We start from the raw sequence: 18,961 nt of genomic DNA, 5'->3' as shown, positions 1-18,961 counted from the left end.
ATACAAAGGGGTAAAGTAACAATAAGTCAGAGCAACTCAGCGCCCCAAATAAACCTCAATCACTTGCTCATTAGCCTGCACCTCTGCCAATGTCCCCTCAGCTAATACCTGCCCTTGATGCAACACTGTTACATGGTCGGCAATGGTCTCAACAAATCCCATATCATGCTCCACCACCATTAAGGAATGTTTACCTGCCAACTGATTAAACAACTCTGCTGTATAAGCAGTTTCTGCATCAGTCATCCCTGCAGCTGGCTCATCCAAAAGAAGCAAATGCGGGTCTTGCACTAATAACATGCCGATTTCAAGAAACTGTTTTTGGCCGTGCGATAACAAACCGGCAGGGCGCTGCCGCATATCAGTTAAGCGCAATATGGCTAATGTTTCATCAATTTGATCTTGCTGTTCACTACTCAATCTGGCACACAAACTTGCCCAAACAGTTTTTGTGCTTTTTTGTGCCAACTCAAGATTTTCAAAGACACTCAGCGCCTCAAATACTGTCGGTTTTTGGAATTTTCGCCCAATACCCGCCTGTGCAATCTCAATCGTATTCATTGCCAAAAGATCATGATGTTGGTCATACATCATTTTGCCACTCTGTGGTCGCGTTTTACCGGTGATGACATCCATCAATGTTGTTTTACCCGCACCATTCGGGCCAATAATGCAGCGCAACTCCCCAACACCAATTTGCAATGAAAGATTTCTCAATGCATGAAAGCCATCAAAACTGACATTGATCTCTTCCAGTGTCAGCACGGGGTCTCGCTGCTGGCGGTATTTGTCTGCTGCATGCTGCACAACCCCGGGTTCTTGAGCAATGATTTCGGGGTAAATTAGTTGTTCAGTTATTTGAAATCGGCTCATTTATCTTTCCCCCGACGCAGTAAACCAATAACACCTTTAGGCAAGAACAAGGTCACCAGAATAAATATCAAACCAAGGAAGAACTGCCAATATTCCGGCATTGCCATGGTAAACCAACTTTTTGCACCATTAACAATCCCCGCCCCCAGTACCGGGCCGATCAAAGTACCGCGCCCACCAAGCGCTACCCAAATTGCGGCTTCAATAGAGTTGGTTGGAGACATTTCGCTGGGATTGATAATACCAACCTGTGGCACATATAACGCACCAGCTAAAGCACACAGCACCGCAGAAAGTGTCCAGACAAACAATTTGAAACCTTTGGGGTCATAGCCACAAAATGTCAGGCGGTTTTCAGCATCTCGCACCGCGGTTAATACTCGACCGAATTTGGTTCGCGCTAACGCAAAGCCTAATGCCAGGCTGGCGATTAACAGTATGAGAGTGGCGAGAAACAGGGCAATGCGTGTTGATGTCGCTGACACTGAAAAGCCTAATATCGTCGTAAAACCAGTAAAGCCATTATTGCCACCAAAACCCGTTTCGTTGCGAAAAAATAGCAGCATCCCTGCGTAAGTGAGTGCTTGTGTCATGATGGAAAAATAGACCCCTTTTATTTTGGAACGAAAGGCAAAATAGCCAAAAACAAAAGCCAATAAACCGGGTACGAGTACAATCAAACACAGCGCCCACACAAAATATTGGCTACCACTCCAAAACCACGGCAACTCACTCCATGACAGAAAAGACATAAATGCAGGCAGGCCCTCTCCTGCAGCCTGTCGCATTAAGTACATGCCCATAGCATAACCACCGAGGGCGAAAAATAAGCCATGCCCCAGTGACAGTAACCCGGCATAGCCCCACACCAAATCTAGTGCAATTGCGACCACCGCGTAACACAGAATCTTGCCGATAAGTGTTAGGGTATAGGTTGAAATTGCCAATGGATTATCCATTGGTAACAAAGCCAGAAAAGGAAGAGTAATCAATAAAATAAGTACCACTACCCCCAGTGATAGAGTGAGAGTTGGTGCTTTTTGTGTCATCGTAATCGCCAAAGGTTGATTCATTAGTCACTCACCCTGCCCTTGAGAGCAAACAGACCCTGTGGTCGTTTTTGAATAAACAAAATGATCAGCACTAAAATTAAAATTTTGCCGAGCACTGCACCAATCTGAGGTTCCAGAATTTTATTCAGCATTCCCAATCCCAGTGCGGCAACAACACTACCTGCTAGCTGCCCTACGCCGCCGAGTACCACCACCAAGAAAGAGTCGATGATATAACCCTGCCCTAATTCCGGGCCGACATTCCCCAACTGTGATAGTGCTACGCCCCCCAATCCGGCGATACCGGAACCCAGTCCAAATGCCAACATATCGACTCGCCCTGTCGCCACACCACAACACGCCGCCATTGCGCGGTTCTGGGTGACTGCACGTACTTGTAATCCGAGACGAGTCTTATTCAGTAACAGCCATGTAAGCAGCAATACAATCACCACAAAAACAATCACCGCAATACGATTCCAAGGTAAAACCAGATTCGGCAAAACCTGTATCCCTCCCGATAACCAAGCCGGGTTAGCAACCTCTAGATTTTGTGCACCAAAAATCATCCGTACACTCTGAATCAACATTAGGCTGATGCCCCACGTTGCCAATAAAGTTTCCAATGGTCGGCCATACAAATGACGAATGATTGTTCGCTCTAAAGCCATACCAATTCCTGCGGTAATAAAGAAAGCGACGGGTAAAGCGAGCAATGGATATAGTGCCAGCCAGTGAGGGGCAAAATGTTGGAATAAGGATTGCACTAAATAAGCGGAATAAGCCCCCAGCATGAGCATTTCGCCATGAGCCATATTAATGACACCTAGCAAACCATACGTAATGGCTAATCCCAGCGCGGCTAACAACAGGATAGACCCCAGTGATAGCCCACTAAATACCTGCCCGATGATATCCCCAACCATCAGCCGATGTTGTACTTGTTTTAGACTACTGGCAGCCGCAGTACGCACTTGCTCATCAGGTTCTACCTTGATGTCCGTTAAACTTTGTAGCCGAGACTGAGTCTGAGGCGAACCCGATTGCCCCAGTAACTGCACGGCATTCAGGCGTACCTGAGGGTCACTATCAGTGAGCTGCAAATTGGCAAGCGCAATGCTCAATGCCTCTTTCACTTTATTATCAGTTTCTAATTTCAGACGCTGATTAAGTAATAACAATTGACTGCTTTGCGCCTGTTTCTGTAACTCTTGGGCTGCAAGCAAACGAACCGATGGGTCCTCACTAACTAACCGTTGAGCTGACAACGCATTAGCAATCAGGGTACGTAATCGGTTATTAAGCCAGATTTTTTTCGGTATATCAGTGGGTTGTGCCTGACCCTCTAGAGGTGTGAAAGTCTGATTATTTTGGATAAAAGCTTGCCCGGCGCCATCAATCACCAACGTTTCTTGCTTCAGCGCTTGCAATAAGGGTAACCGGCTAACATCGGGTTCTGTTGCCCACTGCTGCAACATAATGGCCTGCTGTGAACGATTGGCTGCAACAAAATCATGGGCAGGCCCTGCGACTGCTAGTGCCGATATCCCCATTAACAAACCGATTATCGGTCTGAGCAAATAATTAGCTGCTCTACCCCAAAATGGAATTAATGATTTCATAGGCCCACTCATCACAGGTATTTGGCAAAGGAGAACCGGAGCCAACTTAACCTGGCTCCGGAGTGTCACCGCTATTGCGTGCTTTTCACTGGATGATCCGGTTTTTTATCATTTCCGGCGATAAATGGGCTCCATGGCTGCGCCCGAATGGGCGCATCAGTCTGCCATACCACATTGAACTGTCCGTCAGACTCAATTTCGCCAATCATCACCGGCTTATGTAAATGGTGATTGGTTTTGTCCATCGTCAACGTAAAACCGGACGGAGCCGGATAGGTCTGCCCGGCCATGGCCGCTCGAACTTTATCTACATCGGTTGATTTGGCTTTTTCTACCGCCTGAGCCCACATATGCATGCCTACCCAAGTTGCTTCCATCGGGTCATTGGTGACTGCTGTATCTGCATTCGGCAAGTTGTGTGCTTTGGCATATGCTTTCCATTGCTCAACAAATTTCTTGTTAGTTGGGTTATCCACGGATTGGAAATAGTTCCAGGCCGCAAGATTGCCCACTAATGGCTTAGTATCAATGCCACGTAACTCCTCCTCTCCTACGGAGAAAGCAATAACCGGTACATCGGTCGCTTTAATACCCTGATTAGCTAGCTCTTTGTAGAAAGGAACATTTGAATCACCGTTGATGGTAGAAATAACCGCCGTTTTGCCATCAGCAGAGAATTTCTTAATATTGCCGACAATAGTTTGGTAATCGCTATAACCGAATGGAGTATATATTTCCTCAATGTCTTTATCTTGGATACCTTTCGTATGCAAGAAAGCACGCAGAATTTTATTCGTAGTCCGTGGATATACGTAATCAGTGCCCAGTAAAATAAAGCGCTTCGCCGCACCACCATCTTCACTCAATAAATATTCTACAGCAGGGATAGCTTGTTGATTTGGTGCGGCCCCCGTATAAAAGACATTCGGAGACATTTCTTCACCTTCATATTGCACCGGGTAGAACAGTAAGCCATTTAACTCTTCAAATACGGGTAATACTGATTTACGAGAAACTGAAGTCCAGGCACCAAAGACAACAGCAACTTTATCTTGTGTTAATAATTGCCGTGCTTTCTCAGCAAATAAGGGCCAGTTGGATGCCGGATCGACAATAACTGGCTCAAGTTGTTTACCTAATACACCGCCATGAGCATTAATATCATCAATACTCATCAATGCCATATCTTTCAGTGGTGTTTCAGAAATAGCCATCGTGCCGGACAACGAGTGCAAAATACCCACTTTGATAGTATCAGCAGCCAGTGTGCCAAAAGCCACACCCATGCTGATGACCGAAGCTGAGAGTGCAAAAACTTTAAATAAGTGACGGTGTTGCATAGCGTTAACCTCTGGTTGTTGAGTAAAAACACACAAGATTGAATTACTCAGCGCAATCGCCATGCCAGTTTTATATCTTAATAATTTAATTGAAGATTATAGATATTATGGCCAAATAGCCTGATATCCCCCCCAATATCTGCACCATTAATGAGCAGCTGACGAGCACAGATAGTGCAATAAAGTGAAAAGTAAGGTATGACAGAAGATAAGCAGAAATGGCTTAATTTAGAAGTTAACAGAGATAATATAGTGAAGAGGCTATGGCGTTAATTAACGAAAAACAGGAATCGCTTATTGCCATTCCTGTTTTCTTGAGTGGTAATTTATACCAATAGACGGGTTTACTTCTTAGGACCACGTATACGTAATGTCAAACCTTTCAAGAAATAACGCAATACCTGATCACCACAAGGACGGAAGTTTTTGCTCCCTTCTTTACGGAACAAGGCATTTAACTCAGGTTTGGATACTGGGAATTCAACGGCATTAAAAACATCGTGCATATCAGTGTCTTTTAACTCAAATGCCACACGCAGTTTTTTGAGCACAATATTGTTAGTAATGACTGGCTCTACCGCAGGTGCCGGGAACTTGTCATCTTTACCACGTCGAAAGAAAATCAGGCCATTAAGGAAATGTGCCATCACCAGATCAGGACAATCCTGATAGCCAGCTTCATCTTCTTTTTTAAGAAAATTAACGACATCCGCATTGTTCACATCAAAATCCGCCAGCTTAATGATTTCTGTTATCTTGGTATCGTTTACGTTAAGCATGTAGCGAACACTACGGAGCACATCGTTGTTGATCATATTACTGCCCTATTCCTATTATGTAGATTAGACGTGTGCGAATATCGCAAGAAAAACAAAAAATCTTCTTTAACGTCTAGCGGGCAGTATTGTATAGATCAAAGCCAATTTTCTCAATGTAAATCTGATTAATGATAAAGCACTCAATAGACCAATAATAACGAAATATAAATAACAAACTCAGAAAGCACATTTATTTATACATGCGATTCATAATGAATTATTAGATATATCAATAAAACACTCTAGCACTAATATATTAATTTCAGTCATGTGTTTTAATACTATTAGTGGGTTGGTAAAGTGCAATTTCTTCACCAATAATATATTTCTTGCGTAATGTTGCAGAGATCTTATCCATGACCATTACTACAACAACCATTATCAATGTGATAAACATGACCACGTCCCAATTCCATAAGCGCATATTTTCGGCATAAACCAAACCAATCCCTCCTGCTCCTACGAAACCAAGCACGGCAGCTGAACGGGTATTGGATTCAATTTGATAAAGGCTAAGGGCCAAAAAGGTTGGAAAGGATTGAGTAAAAATACCAAAGCGCTGTTTTTGTAAGGCATTGGCTCCCATTGCGGTTAGGCCGCGGTTAGGTGATTTATCGACAGCCTCATGCCCTTCAGCATAAAGTTTTCCTAGCAGCCCCATATCTTGCATAATTATTGCGAGTACCCCCGCCAGTGGGCCCATCCCCACTGCACGCACAAATATCAGCCCCCAAATAGCCATGTCGATACCTCGGAAAATATCCAAAAAACGACGAACTATAAATGAGATAATACGCAAGCCCGGAGCCGACATCACATTTCGTGCTGCCAGAAATGACAACGGTAAAGCCATTAAGGTTGCTGTGAGAGTACCAGCAAAAACAATCGCCAAGGTAATAAAGATCTGACCAAAATAATATTTAAATGGCCAATTAATAAAATCATGCCAAACAAACATGCGTAAAAAGTAGCGGCTTATTTGCTGACTACCATTAACGAATGCTTGCCAGGAAATACCAAAAGTCTTGAAGAAAAAAAGATAGTATAAAAAAATACCTATAGCGATGATTGCGACCCACCGAAGATAGCGCCTCTGTTGTAAGAAAATGTGTGGATGCTGCTGTTTTAGCATTGAAAGCTGATCCGCACTCAAATGATGGGTCAACATTATGAAACTCCTTCCACAACTCGCTTACGTAATTTACCAGATGTGTAATCCAGTAATGAAACCACAATAATAATCAGTAGTAACGTCATACTGACTTGGTCATAGCGATCTAATTTTATTGAGGTCATTAATTCTTGCCCTATACCGCCCGCTCCCACCAATCCTAAAATTGTCGATTGACGAAAATTAATTTCCAGACGCATAAAGCTATAGGAGAGAAATATAGGTTTTACTTGTGGCCAAAGTGCAAAGCGCATTCGTTGTAATTGACCTGCCCCACAAGCTGCCAGACCACGTACAGGTTTATCCGATGCTGTTTCTAATGATTCATAAAACAGCTTGGTTAAACTGCCAATAGTATGCAAAGCCAAAGCTAAAAAGCCGGGAATAGCCCCGATGCCAAAAGCCATTACAAACATTACTGCCCAAGCTAATTCTGGCATGGTACGTAAAAACGCGACAAATGTGCGAATAGATAATCGCAACCACGCTGGGCTTTGGGTATTACTTGCAGCCAAAAAAGCAAGAATAGTGGCAACAATAACCGATAAAATAGTTGAGGCTACTGCCAATTGCAGCGTTTCCCAAATCAGGGGTAACTGAATTGGCAGACGATACCCCCAATAAGCCAAAGAGCCTTCCGTACGACCATCTGCAAATAGAGAGTGCCAGTGGAGTATGGGTATCGTTTCGCCCAGATAATCAAAAAAACTCGGAATAGAAACAAAAACAGTATGTAAATTAAACTCAGCAATACTCCCCGCACCAAGATAGATAATTGCCAGCATCAATGACCAAATCAACGTTTCACGTTTTTGTTTAGAGCGAATCTGCTGATAGTAATGGTTAAAGTCTGTATTCAAAATTAGCTACCACCTAAAAGCAATAGCTCCGGATTACCGGAGCGATACCCTGCTACGTCAGGTATGCAGGGTATATTTTTGTCCGCAGAACCGATTTAACGGTCGCCTTTAGTGAGTTCGCGCTTCATATCAATAATCGTTTGATATTCGCTCAATGATGTTTCACCAATATGCTGTTTGCCACCCATAGCTTTAATGAAGCAACCATGATCTTCTTTATCGAGTTTTTTTACCGCAGCGACTAATTGGGCTTTAAATTCAGGTGGTAATGCGCTACGCACCAATATTGGGCCATTAGGAATAAGTGGGGACTGCCAAATGATACGAATTTGTTTCATTAAATCAGGATGATCCATACGAATCATGCGAGTGAATGCGCCACTGGTATAGCCGGTATTGTAATCACCAATCATGGAGGCCCAAGTCACTGCGCCATCAAATTGACCATTAATAACACCCAGAATATCTTGCTCATGACCACCAGAGAATGTGACACTAGAGAAGAAATCGTTATATTTATTATCTGGTGTTCCACCAAATTTCTGTTTAAAACTCTGATTAGGGATCAAGAATCCTGACGTTGAATCTGGATCAGCAAAACCAAATGCTTTGCCTTTTAAATCTTCAATTTTCTGATATGGACTATCTGCCTTTACCACCACGACGGAGTGATAACCGCGTGATTTATCAGTATCGTCAATTGCAATACCTACAATATCTACAGCTTTAGGATCTTTGATATAAACAGATGCAAAGGAAGAAGGAGACATACTTAAGACTAAGTCAATCTTTCCGCCTAATAACCCTTGAATAACACCTGAGTAGTCAGATGCATTATGCAGATTTGTTTTTACGTTTAATTCTTTATCCAAGAATTCTTTGACACACATATTATCACCAATTTGCTGCGTTGCATTTTGCCCGCCAAGAATACCCAGATTAATTTCTTTTGGTGCATCCGCTGCAGTGGCATTAAATACCATCATACTTGCCACTAATGAGGTAAGACAAAGTACTTTTTTCATTAGATTAACCTATTCTGATAAGGGGATAAGTGGGAATTAATGCAAAAGGTCTGTTGATTCGTCGCTATATATATCCTGAATAACAGTATCGTTCAGCATTGATGGATGCCCATCAAAAATAATCCGTCCATGAGCAATACCAATTACTCTTGTACAATAATCTTTAACTAAATCGACAGAGTGCAAATTGACGACAACTGCTATATCATTTTCACTTATTTTCTGTAATGTATTCATTATACGAGTAGTGTTTTTGGGATCTAGAGATGCCACGGGCTCATCTGCCAATAATATTTTTGGGTTTTGCATCATGGCACGACAAATAGCAACACGTTGCATTTGGCCACCAGAAAGATTTTCTGCTCGCTGTAAAGCGTGGGGTAACATATTAAGCCATTGCAACAACTCAATTGCTCTGGCCCTATCCTGTTCAGCAAATATTTTAAAAAATGATTTTAGTGTCGAGGTATAACTGAGGCGGCCCAATAAAACATTGGTAATAACATCAAGCCGGGGAACCAGGCAGAAATCTTGAAAGATCATGCCACACGTAGCCCGCCACTTTCTCATCTGTTTTGTCGTTAATGCAGCGATATTTTGTGTGTCACCATTGTCATGATAATTAATGATTTCACCAGCACTGCTGGGAATAGTGCCGTTCAAAACATGTAGCAAAGTAGATTTCCCGGCACCAGAACGGCCAATTATTGCTACAAACTCACCGGCATGAAGTTCAAAATTAACATCATCCAAAACTCGGTGCTGCGATTTGTATGCTTTAACTAACCCTTTGACAGTAAGTAGCTTTTTACGTGGTTCTTGCACCGTAACTGGATATTCAGCCACAGTGAATTTACGCAATGCCTGGCCCATATCATGTCTCTCAGATTGCCTGTAATCATGAGCCATTAACGAATATTTCTATTGCATATTGATGATAGTTTTATGAGAAAAAGGTGACAAAAATTTGCCACCCTTCTCTATTTTATTGAATACGTATTTTGGCAAATACGTCTCTTTTGATTCATGCCTATATCAGTGACCAATGAGCATTTAAAACCATTGTCATCTGTATATTCATCTCATCTAACTTCTTAATTTTCGGTAGACAAACAGGACTACCAGTGAGCCGATGACGGCAACAACGAAGCTGCCAAGGTTAAATCCATCAACCTTACCCATACCAAAGAAGGTACTAATATAGCCACCGACTAGTGCACCCACCACACCAAGGATGATGGTCATGATAAAACCACCACCATCTTCTCCAGGCATAATCCATTTAGCCAGAATACCGGCAATAAGACCAAAAATAATCCAAGATAGTATGCCCATACAACCTCCATAAATTAATTTTCACTGATAGCTGATTTGACTACCCGGTTAATGACAGCCACTTTCCATTTTGCTTTTAGTGTTAAAACGCAGCATCTCAAGCAAACATTACAGTCTCAACCTGACTGACTCATAACCCCTATCATCATTAAGTTAAGACCTGAATAACAAAATCTGCAAATCAAACCAGCCATGTTCCGCACAAATTAAATAATAGGCTCACGGGGTGTAAAAATATGATTAACATCCCGTTGTTGCAGTTTTTTCAGCAAATCATGCCCACCGTTTGGCACAGCATGAGCAGCCTCTCTTTCATTGGCAAAAATAGGGCTAGCCCAATATATATTGACCGGTTCACCTTGCTGAAGAGGTAATATAAGATTGTCAGCATCAGCATAAAGCTCTGATGATAAAATATAGCCTTCATATCCTTGAGGAGCGGCAGTTGATTCCAATGTATGTCCTTCACCCAGCCACGTTATTTTGCTCCAAGGAACATGGGCAAATCCGGCGAGTGCACTCGCCATCTGGATAGCGTTCTCTTCATTAACATATTGGCTATCAATCGCTATAGCCATTTCCAGATGCCGGTATTTGGCCGCATCATCATTGAATAATATTTCAACCCAAGGTTGAGGGCGAATACTCACCCCCAATGTCAGAAAATAATAGATTCCTGCTTTTTCATGCTGAGAGATAGCCATAGGCGGCCACTTTCCTTGATCGATGGCATAATATTTCACCGACGGGCCAAAATGTTGTTCATAGCATTGAATATATTCAGACTGTAATGCAGGCCAAGGATTCCCCTCTTCCTGTTGCCAAACACGCCAGAACTGGCGTGTTTTTTGAGCCTGAGCATATTGTGTATTGGTTGAGGCTGACCCCAAAGGTAAAGTCAGAGGGTTATCTTTAATACAACTGGCTGAATAACAAACGGAGTGATCAATATATAAACTCCAGCCAGGAATAATTGCCAACAATTGTCCCTGATACCATAATGCAGCCCCATCATCGCTTTCTGACCAGACTATTGAAATAAACTGCGCATCAAGTTCAGCCTCACCTGCAACATTGCGGCAAAACTCTGCCGCCAACCGCGGAGCCAACCCCTGTTCGAGGGCAGCGTTATCAGCCGATAAAGGAGCAGCAACCAAATTTCTTACCCAACAAGCGCGTACCGGAAAACGCTCTTCAAACGCCTCTTGTGGATAAATATAGAAATATACAACCCGTTGGTCTTGTTGTACCACTGCCACGAGTGTCTGGTTTTCATTACTGACTTCAGCCAGTACCTCGGATTCTTTCATATCGCCTCAACTGTATCGGCATAGGATTTCAGGCTAAACACACCGCATTGCCTATTGTAAAATAAGTTTGTTATCGGGATACGCATAATCCCACGCTAATCACTGTATGCTGAATAATGTAAAACATGCGAAGACTAAAACATAACGATAGTGTAAAACGACTTATCCCTTTAAATCATCACCAAAAGTCTCAAAAAACCTTGTATCTGTATAAATATCTGAATGAAGTATTTCTATAATTGATTCAATATGTTTCTACTGAGCCGCTGTCAAATAATGGGATATCACATAGATATTAATCACAAACAGTTGATAGTCTGCCATCCACTTTCACGCTAAAATAAAACAATTATTCATTGCAGAATTGAAGGTTCACATATGGCATATATACCGAAGAATTACGCCCGTTTGGAAAGCGGCTATAGAGAGAAAGCCCTGAAGATTTTTCCGTGGGTTTGCGGTAAATGCTCACGGGAGTTTGTCTATTCCAACCTGCGGGAGCTAACAGTTCACCATATTGATCACGATCATAGCAATAACCCCGAAGATGGCAGTAATTGGGAGATGTTATGTCTCTTTTGTCATGATCATGAACATTCAAAATACACTGAAGCGGATCTCTATGGTTCAACCGTGATCGCCGGCGATGATGCACAGAATGAGCAAGGTGTCGCTACCCATAACCCATTCGCAAATTTGAAATCTTTGATGAAGAAATAAGTCTATCTGGCCGTAGAACCTATGACGGCCAGTACCTTATCATCACAACATAGTTAAAAACCAAGTAACTGCCGGTATGAGCGGCTCTCTTGTTCTTCTGGCAATAATCCGAGTTTGTCCGCTAAATCACGACATTCAACCTTAAGATAATCTAAAGCTGTAGCATCATCGGTCATGATGGCTATTTCAGCAAAATCCCCCAGCCCAGCTAAACAATCAACAGTAACGTGAAACTTCCCAACAAAATAAATACTACGCTGTTTTTCCAGTATAAAGGCTGGCTGATATCCTAACGTTGCCAGCATACTTTGCACTTTATTTATATCTTCAATTTTACTGGCTTCGCAACGCTCTATTTCAGGTCCCTTAACTATCCATAAACGAATACCCGAGGGATTCATTTCACGTAAAACCATACTGATCTTTTTTGCGGCCAAATCACCGCTGTTCGCTTCCAAATAGATATCTTTTTCATAATTATTGATCGCAAATGGCGTTGCCTTTTGTATTGCTAACTGCTCATGTAATTGAATGATGTCCGATACATGGAACTTTAACTCAACTTCATATTTGCCGACAAAATGCTCACTCATGAAAGACCTTACTAACCAGCGTTATTATGATGCTCGATCCTATACTCCATCGTGCAATGATCAAAATCATTATCGACACTTTACAGACTGACGGCACACATTGCCGAAGAGCAACCTATTTTAATCATTAGCGTTAGTTATGTTTAAACCTCAATTTCTTGGTGTTTGAGTACGATGAGAGCAGGAATAATGTGAGGGTGTTCACAAAACAAACGATTTATCGAGAAAGCCTGACGTCCCTCATGTTTACTCATTGCACCAAAATAACTATCACCAATAAGTTTGAATGTGGGTGTAGAGCCAACGTATAGAAGTAATTGCAATGAGAGGAAGCCGCACAGATGAATCAATTCAATGATGAGAAAATGCAAACCTTGCTGACCCAATTGCGGCATATAGTAGGTGCGCGCTACTTACTCACGGGTGAACGGCAGACGGAACGCTATCGCACTGGTTTTCGCTCTGGGACGGGTTCTGCCTTAGCGGTAGTATTTCCTTCCACGCTATTGCAGCAGTGGCAATTACTACAAGCCTGCGTAGCTGCTGATACGATTGTTATTATGCAAGCAGCGAATACTGGGCTGACGGAGGGTTCGACCCCTAGCGGGGATGATTATGATCGCCCCATCGTCATATTAAATACTTTGCGTCTTAATCAGATTCAATTATTGAATGATGGTAAGCAAGTGATTGGCTTTCCGGGCAGCACTTTGAATCAACTGGAAAAACGCTTAAAACCTTATGACCGTGAACCCCACTCTGTCATTGGATCCTCGTGTATTGGAGCCTCTGTTGTTGGCGGTATTTGCAATAACTCAGGTGGATCGTTGGTGCAACGAGGGCCAGCATATACCGAGATGGCATTGTTTGCACAAATTGACGCTCAAGGTGAATTACAGCTCATTAATCATTTGGGTATTAATTTAGGTAATACGCCGGAGGAAATTTTAAAACGCTTAGAACGAGGTCAATATCGTGCCAGCGATATTGACCAAGGTATGCAGCAAGCCTCTGATCACGAATATGCAACACGAGTAAGAGATATTGATGCGCCAACACCATCACGTTTCAATGCCGATCCGCGGCGTCTATTTGAAGCTTCAGGATGTGCTGGAAAATTGGCAGTATTTGCCGTTCGACTGGATACATTTCCCAGTGAAAAACAACAGCAAGTATTTTATATCGGCACTAATCAGACTCAGGTATTAACACAATTACGCCGGGCTATTTTGCGTGACTTCAAATATTTACCGATAGCCGGTGAATACATGCACCGCGATATTTTCGATATTGCCGAAGTATATGGCAAAGATACATTTGTGATGATCAACAGTATGGGCACCAATAACATGCCACGCTTCTTTACTTTAAAAGGCAAGATTGATGCTCGTCTAAGTAAAGTTCCTTTTCTCGTTGATCACTTAACTGATCGTATTATGCAGGGTTTTAGCCAAATTTTACCCAACCATTTGCCTAAAAGACTAAAAAGCTATCGTGACAAATATGAGCATCATCTGATGCTGAAAATGTCAGGGGAAGGAATTTCTGAAGCACAGCGATTCTTGAAAGAATTTTTTGCCTCTGCGGAAGGTAATTTTATTACTTGTACAGCGGATGAAGGGAAAAAAGCATTTTTACATCGCTTTGCCGCAGCAGGTGCGGCGGTACGATATCACGCAGTTCATGCTGATAAAGTAGAGGATATTTTGCCACTAGATATTGCCCTGCGCCGCAATGAGGAGCAGTGGTTTGAAACTCTACCACCAGAAATAGATAACTGTATGGTGGCCAAACTTTACTACGGCCATTTTCTCTGTCACGTTTTTCACCAAGATTATATTGTGAAGAAAGGGGTTGATACACATGCACTCAAAGAAAAAATGTTGGCACTGTTAAATAACAAAGGAGCAGAGTATCCAGCCGAACATAATGTCGGCCATCTCTATATTGCAAAACCCGCATTGAAAATGTTTTATCAGCAGATAGATCCTACTAATAGTTTTAATCCTGGCATTGGTAAAACGTCAAAGCTGAAATACTGGCAGAAAAAATGACTCTCTCGACATGAGATTGCCAGTATCGAAACCAACTAGGTATTATCCGAATTTCGGCTGAAAATCACCTAAATCTTGTCAGACAAACTATAGTCAAAGTCTGGCACCATCATAGGTTAATACAACTGACAAATATTTTTTGATACTGAATTCGGGAGATAAAATGAAGATAATACTGTGGATTATTGCGATAATTTTTATTGTCGGATTACTGACCATTACTGGCGTATTTAAATTAATTTTTTAGTGAAATAATAATTGTCCATCCGACACTAATAAGCAGAACTTACAGATCATCTGCAAATTCTGTCACTTAGTAACCTTTAGACTCGAAGAACTTGGAGTGACGGGTGAAGAGCAAGAGTACAAATCCCGAATCACTTGTTCAAGTAAGTGATTCGGGTGAGTGAATGCAGCCCCTGCAACTTCAAGAGCAAAGATTATATTTACTCTGAAAGTTGAGCCAAGCGACCCTGAGAGTCCTTCTGCTGACGATAACTTTTTGCCGCCCCCGGAATTGGCGCTGCCTTACCCGTTTCTATCCAGCTACGTAGGCGATTTGCATCAGCAAAATGCGTATATTTACCAAAAGCATCCAACACGACCAACGCGACAGGGCGATGACCTATGACAGTCCGCATTGCCAGACAATGCCCTGCTTGGTTGGTAAAACCGGTTTTCGTCAACTGAATATTCCATTTATCGTTATAAACCAAATGGTTAGTATTTCTAAATGGCAAAGTGTAATTAGGATCTCGGAACGTGGCCATTTTCTCTGTCGTAGTACTCAACTGACCAATCAATGGATATTGCTTAGTTGCTACCAATAATTTGGTCAGGTCGCGGGCTGTAGAAACATTATTTATCGACAACCCTGTCGGTTCAACATACCGCGTTTTTGTCATTCCCAATGATTTTGCTTTCGCATTCATTGCTTTAATAAATGCATTATAGCCACCAGGATAATGGTGAGCCAAGCTCGCCGCCGCACGGTTTTCCGACGACATAAGAGCCAGTAACAGCATATCTTTGCGGCTGATCTCGCTGTTTACCCTTACCCGTGAAAAGACCCCTTTCATTTCTTTTGTTTGATGAATATCGACAGAAATAATTTCATCAAGCGGTAATTTGGCATCCAATACCACCATTGCTGTCATTAATTTGGTAATTGATGCAATCGGCACCACTTCATCCGCATTATTGGCATAAATGACTTTATTTGTTTGTAAATCAATCACCATCGCACTACCCGATGCCAGCTCCAGAGGGGCTTTCCCTTGCATCTCACCTGACCCACCACTGGCCACGGCTAAAGGAGCAACACTGATACTGGTGGATAAAAGCAAGAAACTTAATAGTGCAGAACGGATTTTCACATGCATATGCGTCAGCTTAGATAGGTTGTCGGAAGACATTGTGGTTGTTCCGGCGCATTATAAATTACAGTAATGTATTGCGCACCACTCATTCTAAAAATGATTGTTACAAAGATTAAAACTGCCTAATTGCTATTCAGCAGTAAACATTTACCAAAGAAAACAAAGCCACCGATTAAATATTATTCTATAATTGCCAACATAAATTTTATGATAAAACTAATTTACAGGTGTTTATATGGGAACAACAATCTTTGGGATTCTCTTCGGGGTATTTTTAATCGCCGCAGGTTTGGCTGATATTCATGATGAAAACCTCGCCTCACTGACTTTTTGGGTTGACGCATTGTTGATTTTTGTTGGAGCCGTCTTCCTATTGGGTATTGCAAAGTTTATTGGTCGCAAAAGAAAGTAATCGGTGAGTCCCCATTAAAAAGGCGCTTAATGCGCCTTTTTATTATCTATAATCCTTGTTCTTATACCAAATCAGTCATCACTAACTGGGCTATTTCGAAATAGATAATCAAACCGGTACCATCGATAAAGGTAGCAATAAAGGGGGCCGATACCACAGCCGGGTCAATAGACATCCGCTTTAGCACCATCGGAATAACAGAAGAAACAATAGCACTCCACACGGTGATAGCCACTACCGTCAAACTCACCACGATAGTTACTTCCATCCCAACGCCCAAGAACCACGCTCGAATCCAGGCAGCCAGACCAATGGTTATGGCAACCATAAGAGAAGTGGAAACTTCTTTACGCAATACGGCACCAACATTTCGCAGGCTTACTTCGCCAAGCGCCATAGCTCGTACAAGGGTCGATGTAATTTGCGTGCCGCTGTTTCCTCCCGTACCAATTAATAGTGGGATAAAAAACGCTAGCGCAATAGCCGCTTCCAGTTGTTCCTCAAAAGCTTTTAATACTGTTCCAGTATAGGCCTCCGCAACAAACAGCAGTAATAACCAAACGACCCGCTTACGCCATAATGTCACTGGGCTGGTTTGTAAATAAGGCTCATCAAGAGGCAAACTGGCTCCCTGTCGTTGAGCATCCTCAGTATTTTCGTCTTCAATTAATTCGGCAATATCTTGCGCCCGTAATACCCCCATTAACTTTCCGTGGCTTAATACTGGAACAAGATCCAAACCACATTTTGCCATTAAGCTGACGGCCTCATGACGGTCTTGGTCTGGGGATACCGAGAAATAACTTTGATTGATAATCTGAAAGACGTTTATATCTTGCTGCTCTTCTGTCAGTAAACTCTTAACTGAGAGCAACCCGAGCAAGTGCCGATTATTATTCGTTACCAGCAATTGCGTCGGTATTTCATTGTCTGAGATATTTTGTAAAAAATAAGCTTTAGCTTCTGCGACAGACATATCAGCCGACACCGTAATATAAGCATCGCTCATATAAGCGCCTATAGTAGACTCTTTATCTTCGCCTGGATTGAATGGATTTTGTTTTGGTAATGCTAAGTCGAAATGTGAACTCATAAATGACCCTATTACTGTTATCAATTAGCTAAACAGTCCTCACATAGGGGCGTAACCAGATTAGAGAGTGCTCTATGGCTATCTCCGTGTCTAAGTTTTAGCACTATACAACGTATCTGATTTCTCAGAAGTTACTTTGGGTTATACCTTAATCCGATATAACCTGTCCTAACCTTGGGCGTCTCTGGACGTCGTCAGATCAGTAACCTGTGTTTGTATAGGAGCCTCGCCTAACGAGATACTGCATTTAAAATGCGAGTACACTATAAACGCGATACTTAAACCAAATCAAAAGAATAACCATTCTTGTTTAAGGTATATTGAGAGTTCGGATTTTTATGTCGTTCTATTAAAAAGCGGCTAGTTCACACTCGTAAAATAGCTGCTGCAATATCTTTCGAGGTTTTTAACGCGCGGATTTCACTGAATAAGTTAGTCGCTTCGGTATATTCTTTACGCAAATAACCAAGCCACTGTTTGATGCGGGCAACATGATATAAACCAGTATCCCCCTGTTTTTCTAGCTGTACGTATTTTTGTAGCAATTTTATGACTTCCGGCCACGGCATACGCGGTTCGTTATACTTAACAACTCGGCTCAAATTCGGCACATTCAGCGCCCCTCGCCCAAGCATAATTGCATTGCACCCCGTTACTTTCATGCACTCCTGCGCACTGTGGTAATCCCAGATTTCACCGTTGGCGATGACCGGTATGGTGAGCCGCTGACGAATCTCACCTATCGCCTGCCAGTTTATCCGTTCAGCCTGATAACCATCTTCTTTCGTACGGCCATGCACTGCCAGTTCAGTCGCTCCGGCCTGTTGTACCGCATCAGCAATTTCAAATTGACGAGCGCCAGAATCCCAACCTAAGCGAATTTTTACTGTAACAGGGAGATGAGCCGGTACGGCTTCGCGCATAGCTTTAGCACCCTGATAAATCAATTCAGGGTCTTTTAGCAATGTCGCCCCACCACCACTGCCGTTAACCAATTTAGAAGGGCAGCCACAGTTTAAATCAACGCCGTAAGATCCCAATTCAACCGCACGAGCGGCGTTTTCCGCTAGCCACTGTGGGTACTGGCCTAACAATTGGATACGTACCTGTGTACCCGATGATGTTCGGCTCTGTTGGTAAAGCTCAGGGCACAACCGGTAGAAGGATTTCGCTGGCAATAGTTGGTCGACCACCCGTAAAAATTCGGTGATACAAAGATCATAATCATTGACCTCACTGAGAAGCTCGCGTACCAGTGAATCTAATACACCTTCCATCGGTGCCAGTATTACCCGCATGCTAAT

The 18,961-nt window shown here is 42.5% G+C and carries 19 protein-coding genes and 1 riboswitch; of the genes, 4 read left to right on the top strand and 15 right to left on the bottom strand.

The features are described from left to right. Positions 1-36: 36 nt before the first annotated feature. From urtD to HUZ92_RS14690, 11 genes are all read right to left on the bottom strand, one after another. Positions 37-873: an urea ABC transporter ATP-binding protein UrtD gene (gene urtD / locus HUZ92_RS14740; protein ID WP_050098779.1), complete on the bottom strand. Its 837-nt coding sequence runs from the start codon at positions 871-873 to the stop codon at positions 37-39. After that, positions 870-1,946 carry an urea ABC transporter permease subunit UrtC gene (urtC, locus tag HUZ92_RS14735; RefSeq protein WP_050098781.1) on the bottom strand — a complete coding sequence of 359 codons (1,077 nt, stop codon included), beginning with the start codon at positions 1,944-1,946 and terminating at the stop codon, positions 870-872. The genes urtD and urtC overlap by 4 nt, the downstream gene beginning before the upstream one ends. After that, positions 1,946-3,547: an urea ABC transporter permease subunit UrtB gene (urtB, locus tag HUZ92_RS14730; protein WP_145579898.1), complete on the bottom strand. Its 1,602-nt coding sequence runs from the start codon at positions 3,545-3,547 to the stop codon at positions 1,946-1,948. The genes urtC and urtB overlap by 1 nt, the downstream gene beginning before the upstream one ends. A gap of 71 nt (positions 3,548-3,618) precedes the next feature. Next, positions 3,619-4,887: an urea ABC transporter substrate-binding protein gene (gene urtA / locus HUZ92_RS14725; RefSeq protein WP_050099223.1), complete on the bottom strand. Its 1,269-nt coding sequence runs from the start codon at positions 4,885-4,887 to the stop codon at positions 3,619-3,621. 344 nt (positions 4,888-5,231) lie between these two features. Beyond that, the gene (locus HUZ92_RS14720) at positions 5,232-5,702 is read right to left on the bottom strand and encodes a YehS family protein (RefSeq protein WP_004713424.1); all 471 of its coding nucleotides are present in this window, start codon (positions 5,700-5,702) and stop codon (positions 5,232-5,234) included. A 265-nt stretch (positions 5,703-5,967) separates the two neighbouring features. Continuing rightward, positions 5,968-6,873 carry a phosphonate ABC transporter, permease protein PhnE gene (phnE, locus tag HUZ92_RS14715; protein WP_128451737.1) on the bottom strand — a complete coding sequence of 302 codons (906 nt, stop codon included), beginning with the start codon at positions 6,871-6,873 and terminating at the stop codon, positions 5,968-5,970. After that, positions 6,873-7,736, bottom strand: coding sequence for a phosphonate ABC transporter, permease protein PhnE (phnE, locus tag HUZ92_RS14710; protein WP_050098786.1), 864 nt, complete (start codon positions 7,734-7,736; stop codon positions 6,873-6,875). The genes phnE (HUZ92_RS14715) and phnE (HUZ92_RS14710) overlap by 1 nt, the downstream gene beginning before the upstream one ends. A 95-nt stretch (positions 7,737-7,831) precedes the next feature. After that, entirely contained in the window at positions 7,832-8,761 is a 930-nt protein-coding gene (gene phnD / locus HUZ92_RS14705) for a phosphonate ABC transporter substrate-binding protein (protein WP_050141018.1), read from the bottom strand. A 36-nt stretch (positions 8,762-8,797) separates the two neighbouring features. Further along, the gene (gene phnC / locus HUZ92_RS14700; RefSeq protein WP_050099224.1) at positions 8,798-9,634 is read right to left on the bottom strand and encodes a phosphonate ABC transporter ATP-binding protein; all 837 of its coding nucleotides are present in this window, start codon (positions 9,632-9,634) and stop codon (positions 8,798-8,800) included. 213 nt (positions 9,635-9,847) lie between these two features. Then, positions 9,848-10,096: a GlsB/YeaQ/YmgE family stress response membrane protein gene (locus tag HUZ92_RS14695; RefSeq protein ID WP_050098790.1), complete on the bottom strand. Its 249-nt coding sequence runs from the start codon at positions 10,094-10,096 to the stop codon at positions 9,848-9,850. A gap of 206 nt (positions 10,097-10,302) precedes the next feature. Further along, positions 10,303-11,406 carry a suppressor of fused domain protein gene (locus tag HUZ92_RS14690; protein ID WP_050141020.1) on the bottom strand — a complete coding sequence of 368 codons (1,104 nt, stop codon included), beginning with the start codon at positions 11,404-11,406 and terminating at the stop codon, positions 10,303-10,305. A 378-nt stretch (positions 11,407-11,784) separates the two neighbouring features. Here HUZ92_RS14690 and yajD point away from each other — a divergent pair, with 378 nt between their 5' ends. Beyond that, on the top strand, positions 11,785-12,126 hold the full coding sequence (gene yajD, locus HUZ92_RS14685; protein ID WP_050098793.1) for an HNH nuclease YajD: 342 nt from the start codon (positions 11,785-11,787) through the stop codon (positions 12,124-12,126). 53 nt (positions 12,127-12,179) lie between these two features. Here yajD and cyaB read toward each other — a convergent pair whose 3' ends face one another. Continuing rightward, on the bottom strand, positions 12,180-12,719 hold the full coding sequence (gene cyaB / locus HUZ92_RS14680) for a class IV adenylate cyclase (RefSeq protein WP_050098794.1): 540 nt from the start codon (positions 12,717-12,719) through the stop codon (positions 12,180-12,182). A gap of 341 nt (positions 12,720-13,060) precedes the next feature. On the opposite strand from cyaB, the gene dld reads away from it, so the two are divergent. Together dld and HUZ92_RS21110 are read left to right on the top strand one after the other, a co-directional pair. Then, entirely contained in the window at positions 13,061-14,773 is a 1,713-nt protein-coding gene (gene dld, locus HUZ92_RS14675; protein WP_050098795.1) for a D-lactate dehydrogenase, read from the top strand. A 163-nt stretch (positions 14,774-14,936) separates the two neighbouring features. Continuing rightward, a complete protein-coding gene (locus HUZ92_RS21110) occupies positions 14,937-15,020 on the top strand; it encodes a small membrane protein YohP (protein WP_017346848.1) in 84 nt (27 codons plus the stop codon). 199 nt (positions 15,021-15,219) lie between these two features. Here the strand turns inward: HUZ92_RS21110 and pbpG are convergent, their stop codons facing one another. After that, complete coding sequence (gene pbpG, locus HUZ92_RS14670; RefSeq protein WP_050295564.1) at positions 15,220-16,155, bottom strand: D-alanyl-D-alanine endopeptidase; 936 nt, start codon at positions 16,153-16,155, stop codon at positions 15,220-15,222. 232 nt (positions 16,156-16,387) lie between these two features. Here pbpG and HUZ92_RS14665 point away from each other — a divergent pair, with 232 nt between their 5' ends. Then, positions 16,388-16,564 carry a hypothetical protein gene (locus HUZ92_RS14665; protein ID WP_072086582.1) on the top strand — a complete coding sequence of 59 codons (177 nt, stop codon included), beginning with the start codon at positions 16,388-16,390 and terminating at the stop codon, positions 16,562-16,564. 61 nt (positions 16,565-16,625) lie between these two features. On the opposite strand, the gene HUZ92_RS14660 is transcribed toward HUZ92_RS14665, so the two are convergent. Together HUZ92_RS14660 and dusC are read right to left on the bottom strand one after the other, a co-directional pair. After that, positions 16,626-17,657 (bottom strand): magnesium transporter, encoded by a 1,032-nt coding sequence (locus tag HUZ92_RS14660; RefSeq protein ID WP_145579899.1) that lies wholly within the window; start codon positions 17,655-17,657, stop codon positions 16,626-16,628. Positions 17,658-17,732: 75 nt separating this feature from the next. After that, a riboswitch (M-box (ykoK) riboswitch) is annotated at positions 17,733-17,902 on the bottom strand. 120 nt (positions 17,903-18,022) lie between these two features. Beyond that, positions 18,023-18,955 (bottom strand): tRNA dihydrouridine(16) synthase DusC, encoded by a 933-nt coding sequence (gene dusC, locus HUZ92_RS14655; protein WP_050098797.1) that lies wholly within the window; start codon positions 18,953-18,955, stop codon positions 18,023-18,025. Positions 18,956-18,961 lie beyond the last annotated feature (6 nt).

It is taken from the genome of Yersinia vastinensis (assembly GCF_902726565.1).
Classification (GTDB): Bacteria; Pseudomonadota; Gammaproteobacteria; order Enterobacterales; family Enterobacteriaceae; genus Yersinia; species Yersinia vastinensis.
This window is presented reverse-complemented; position numbering and strand designations above follow the sequence as displayed.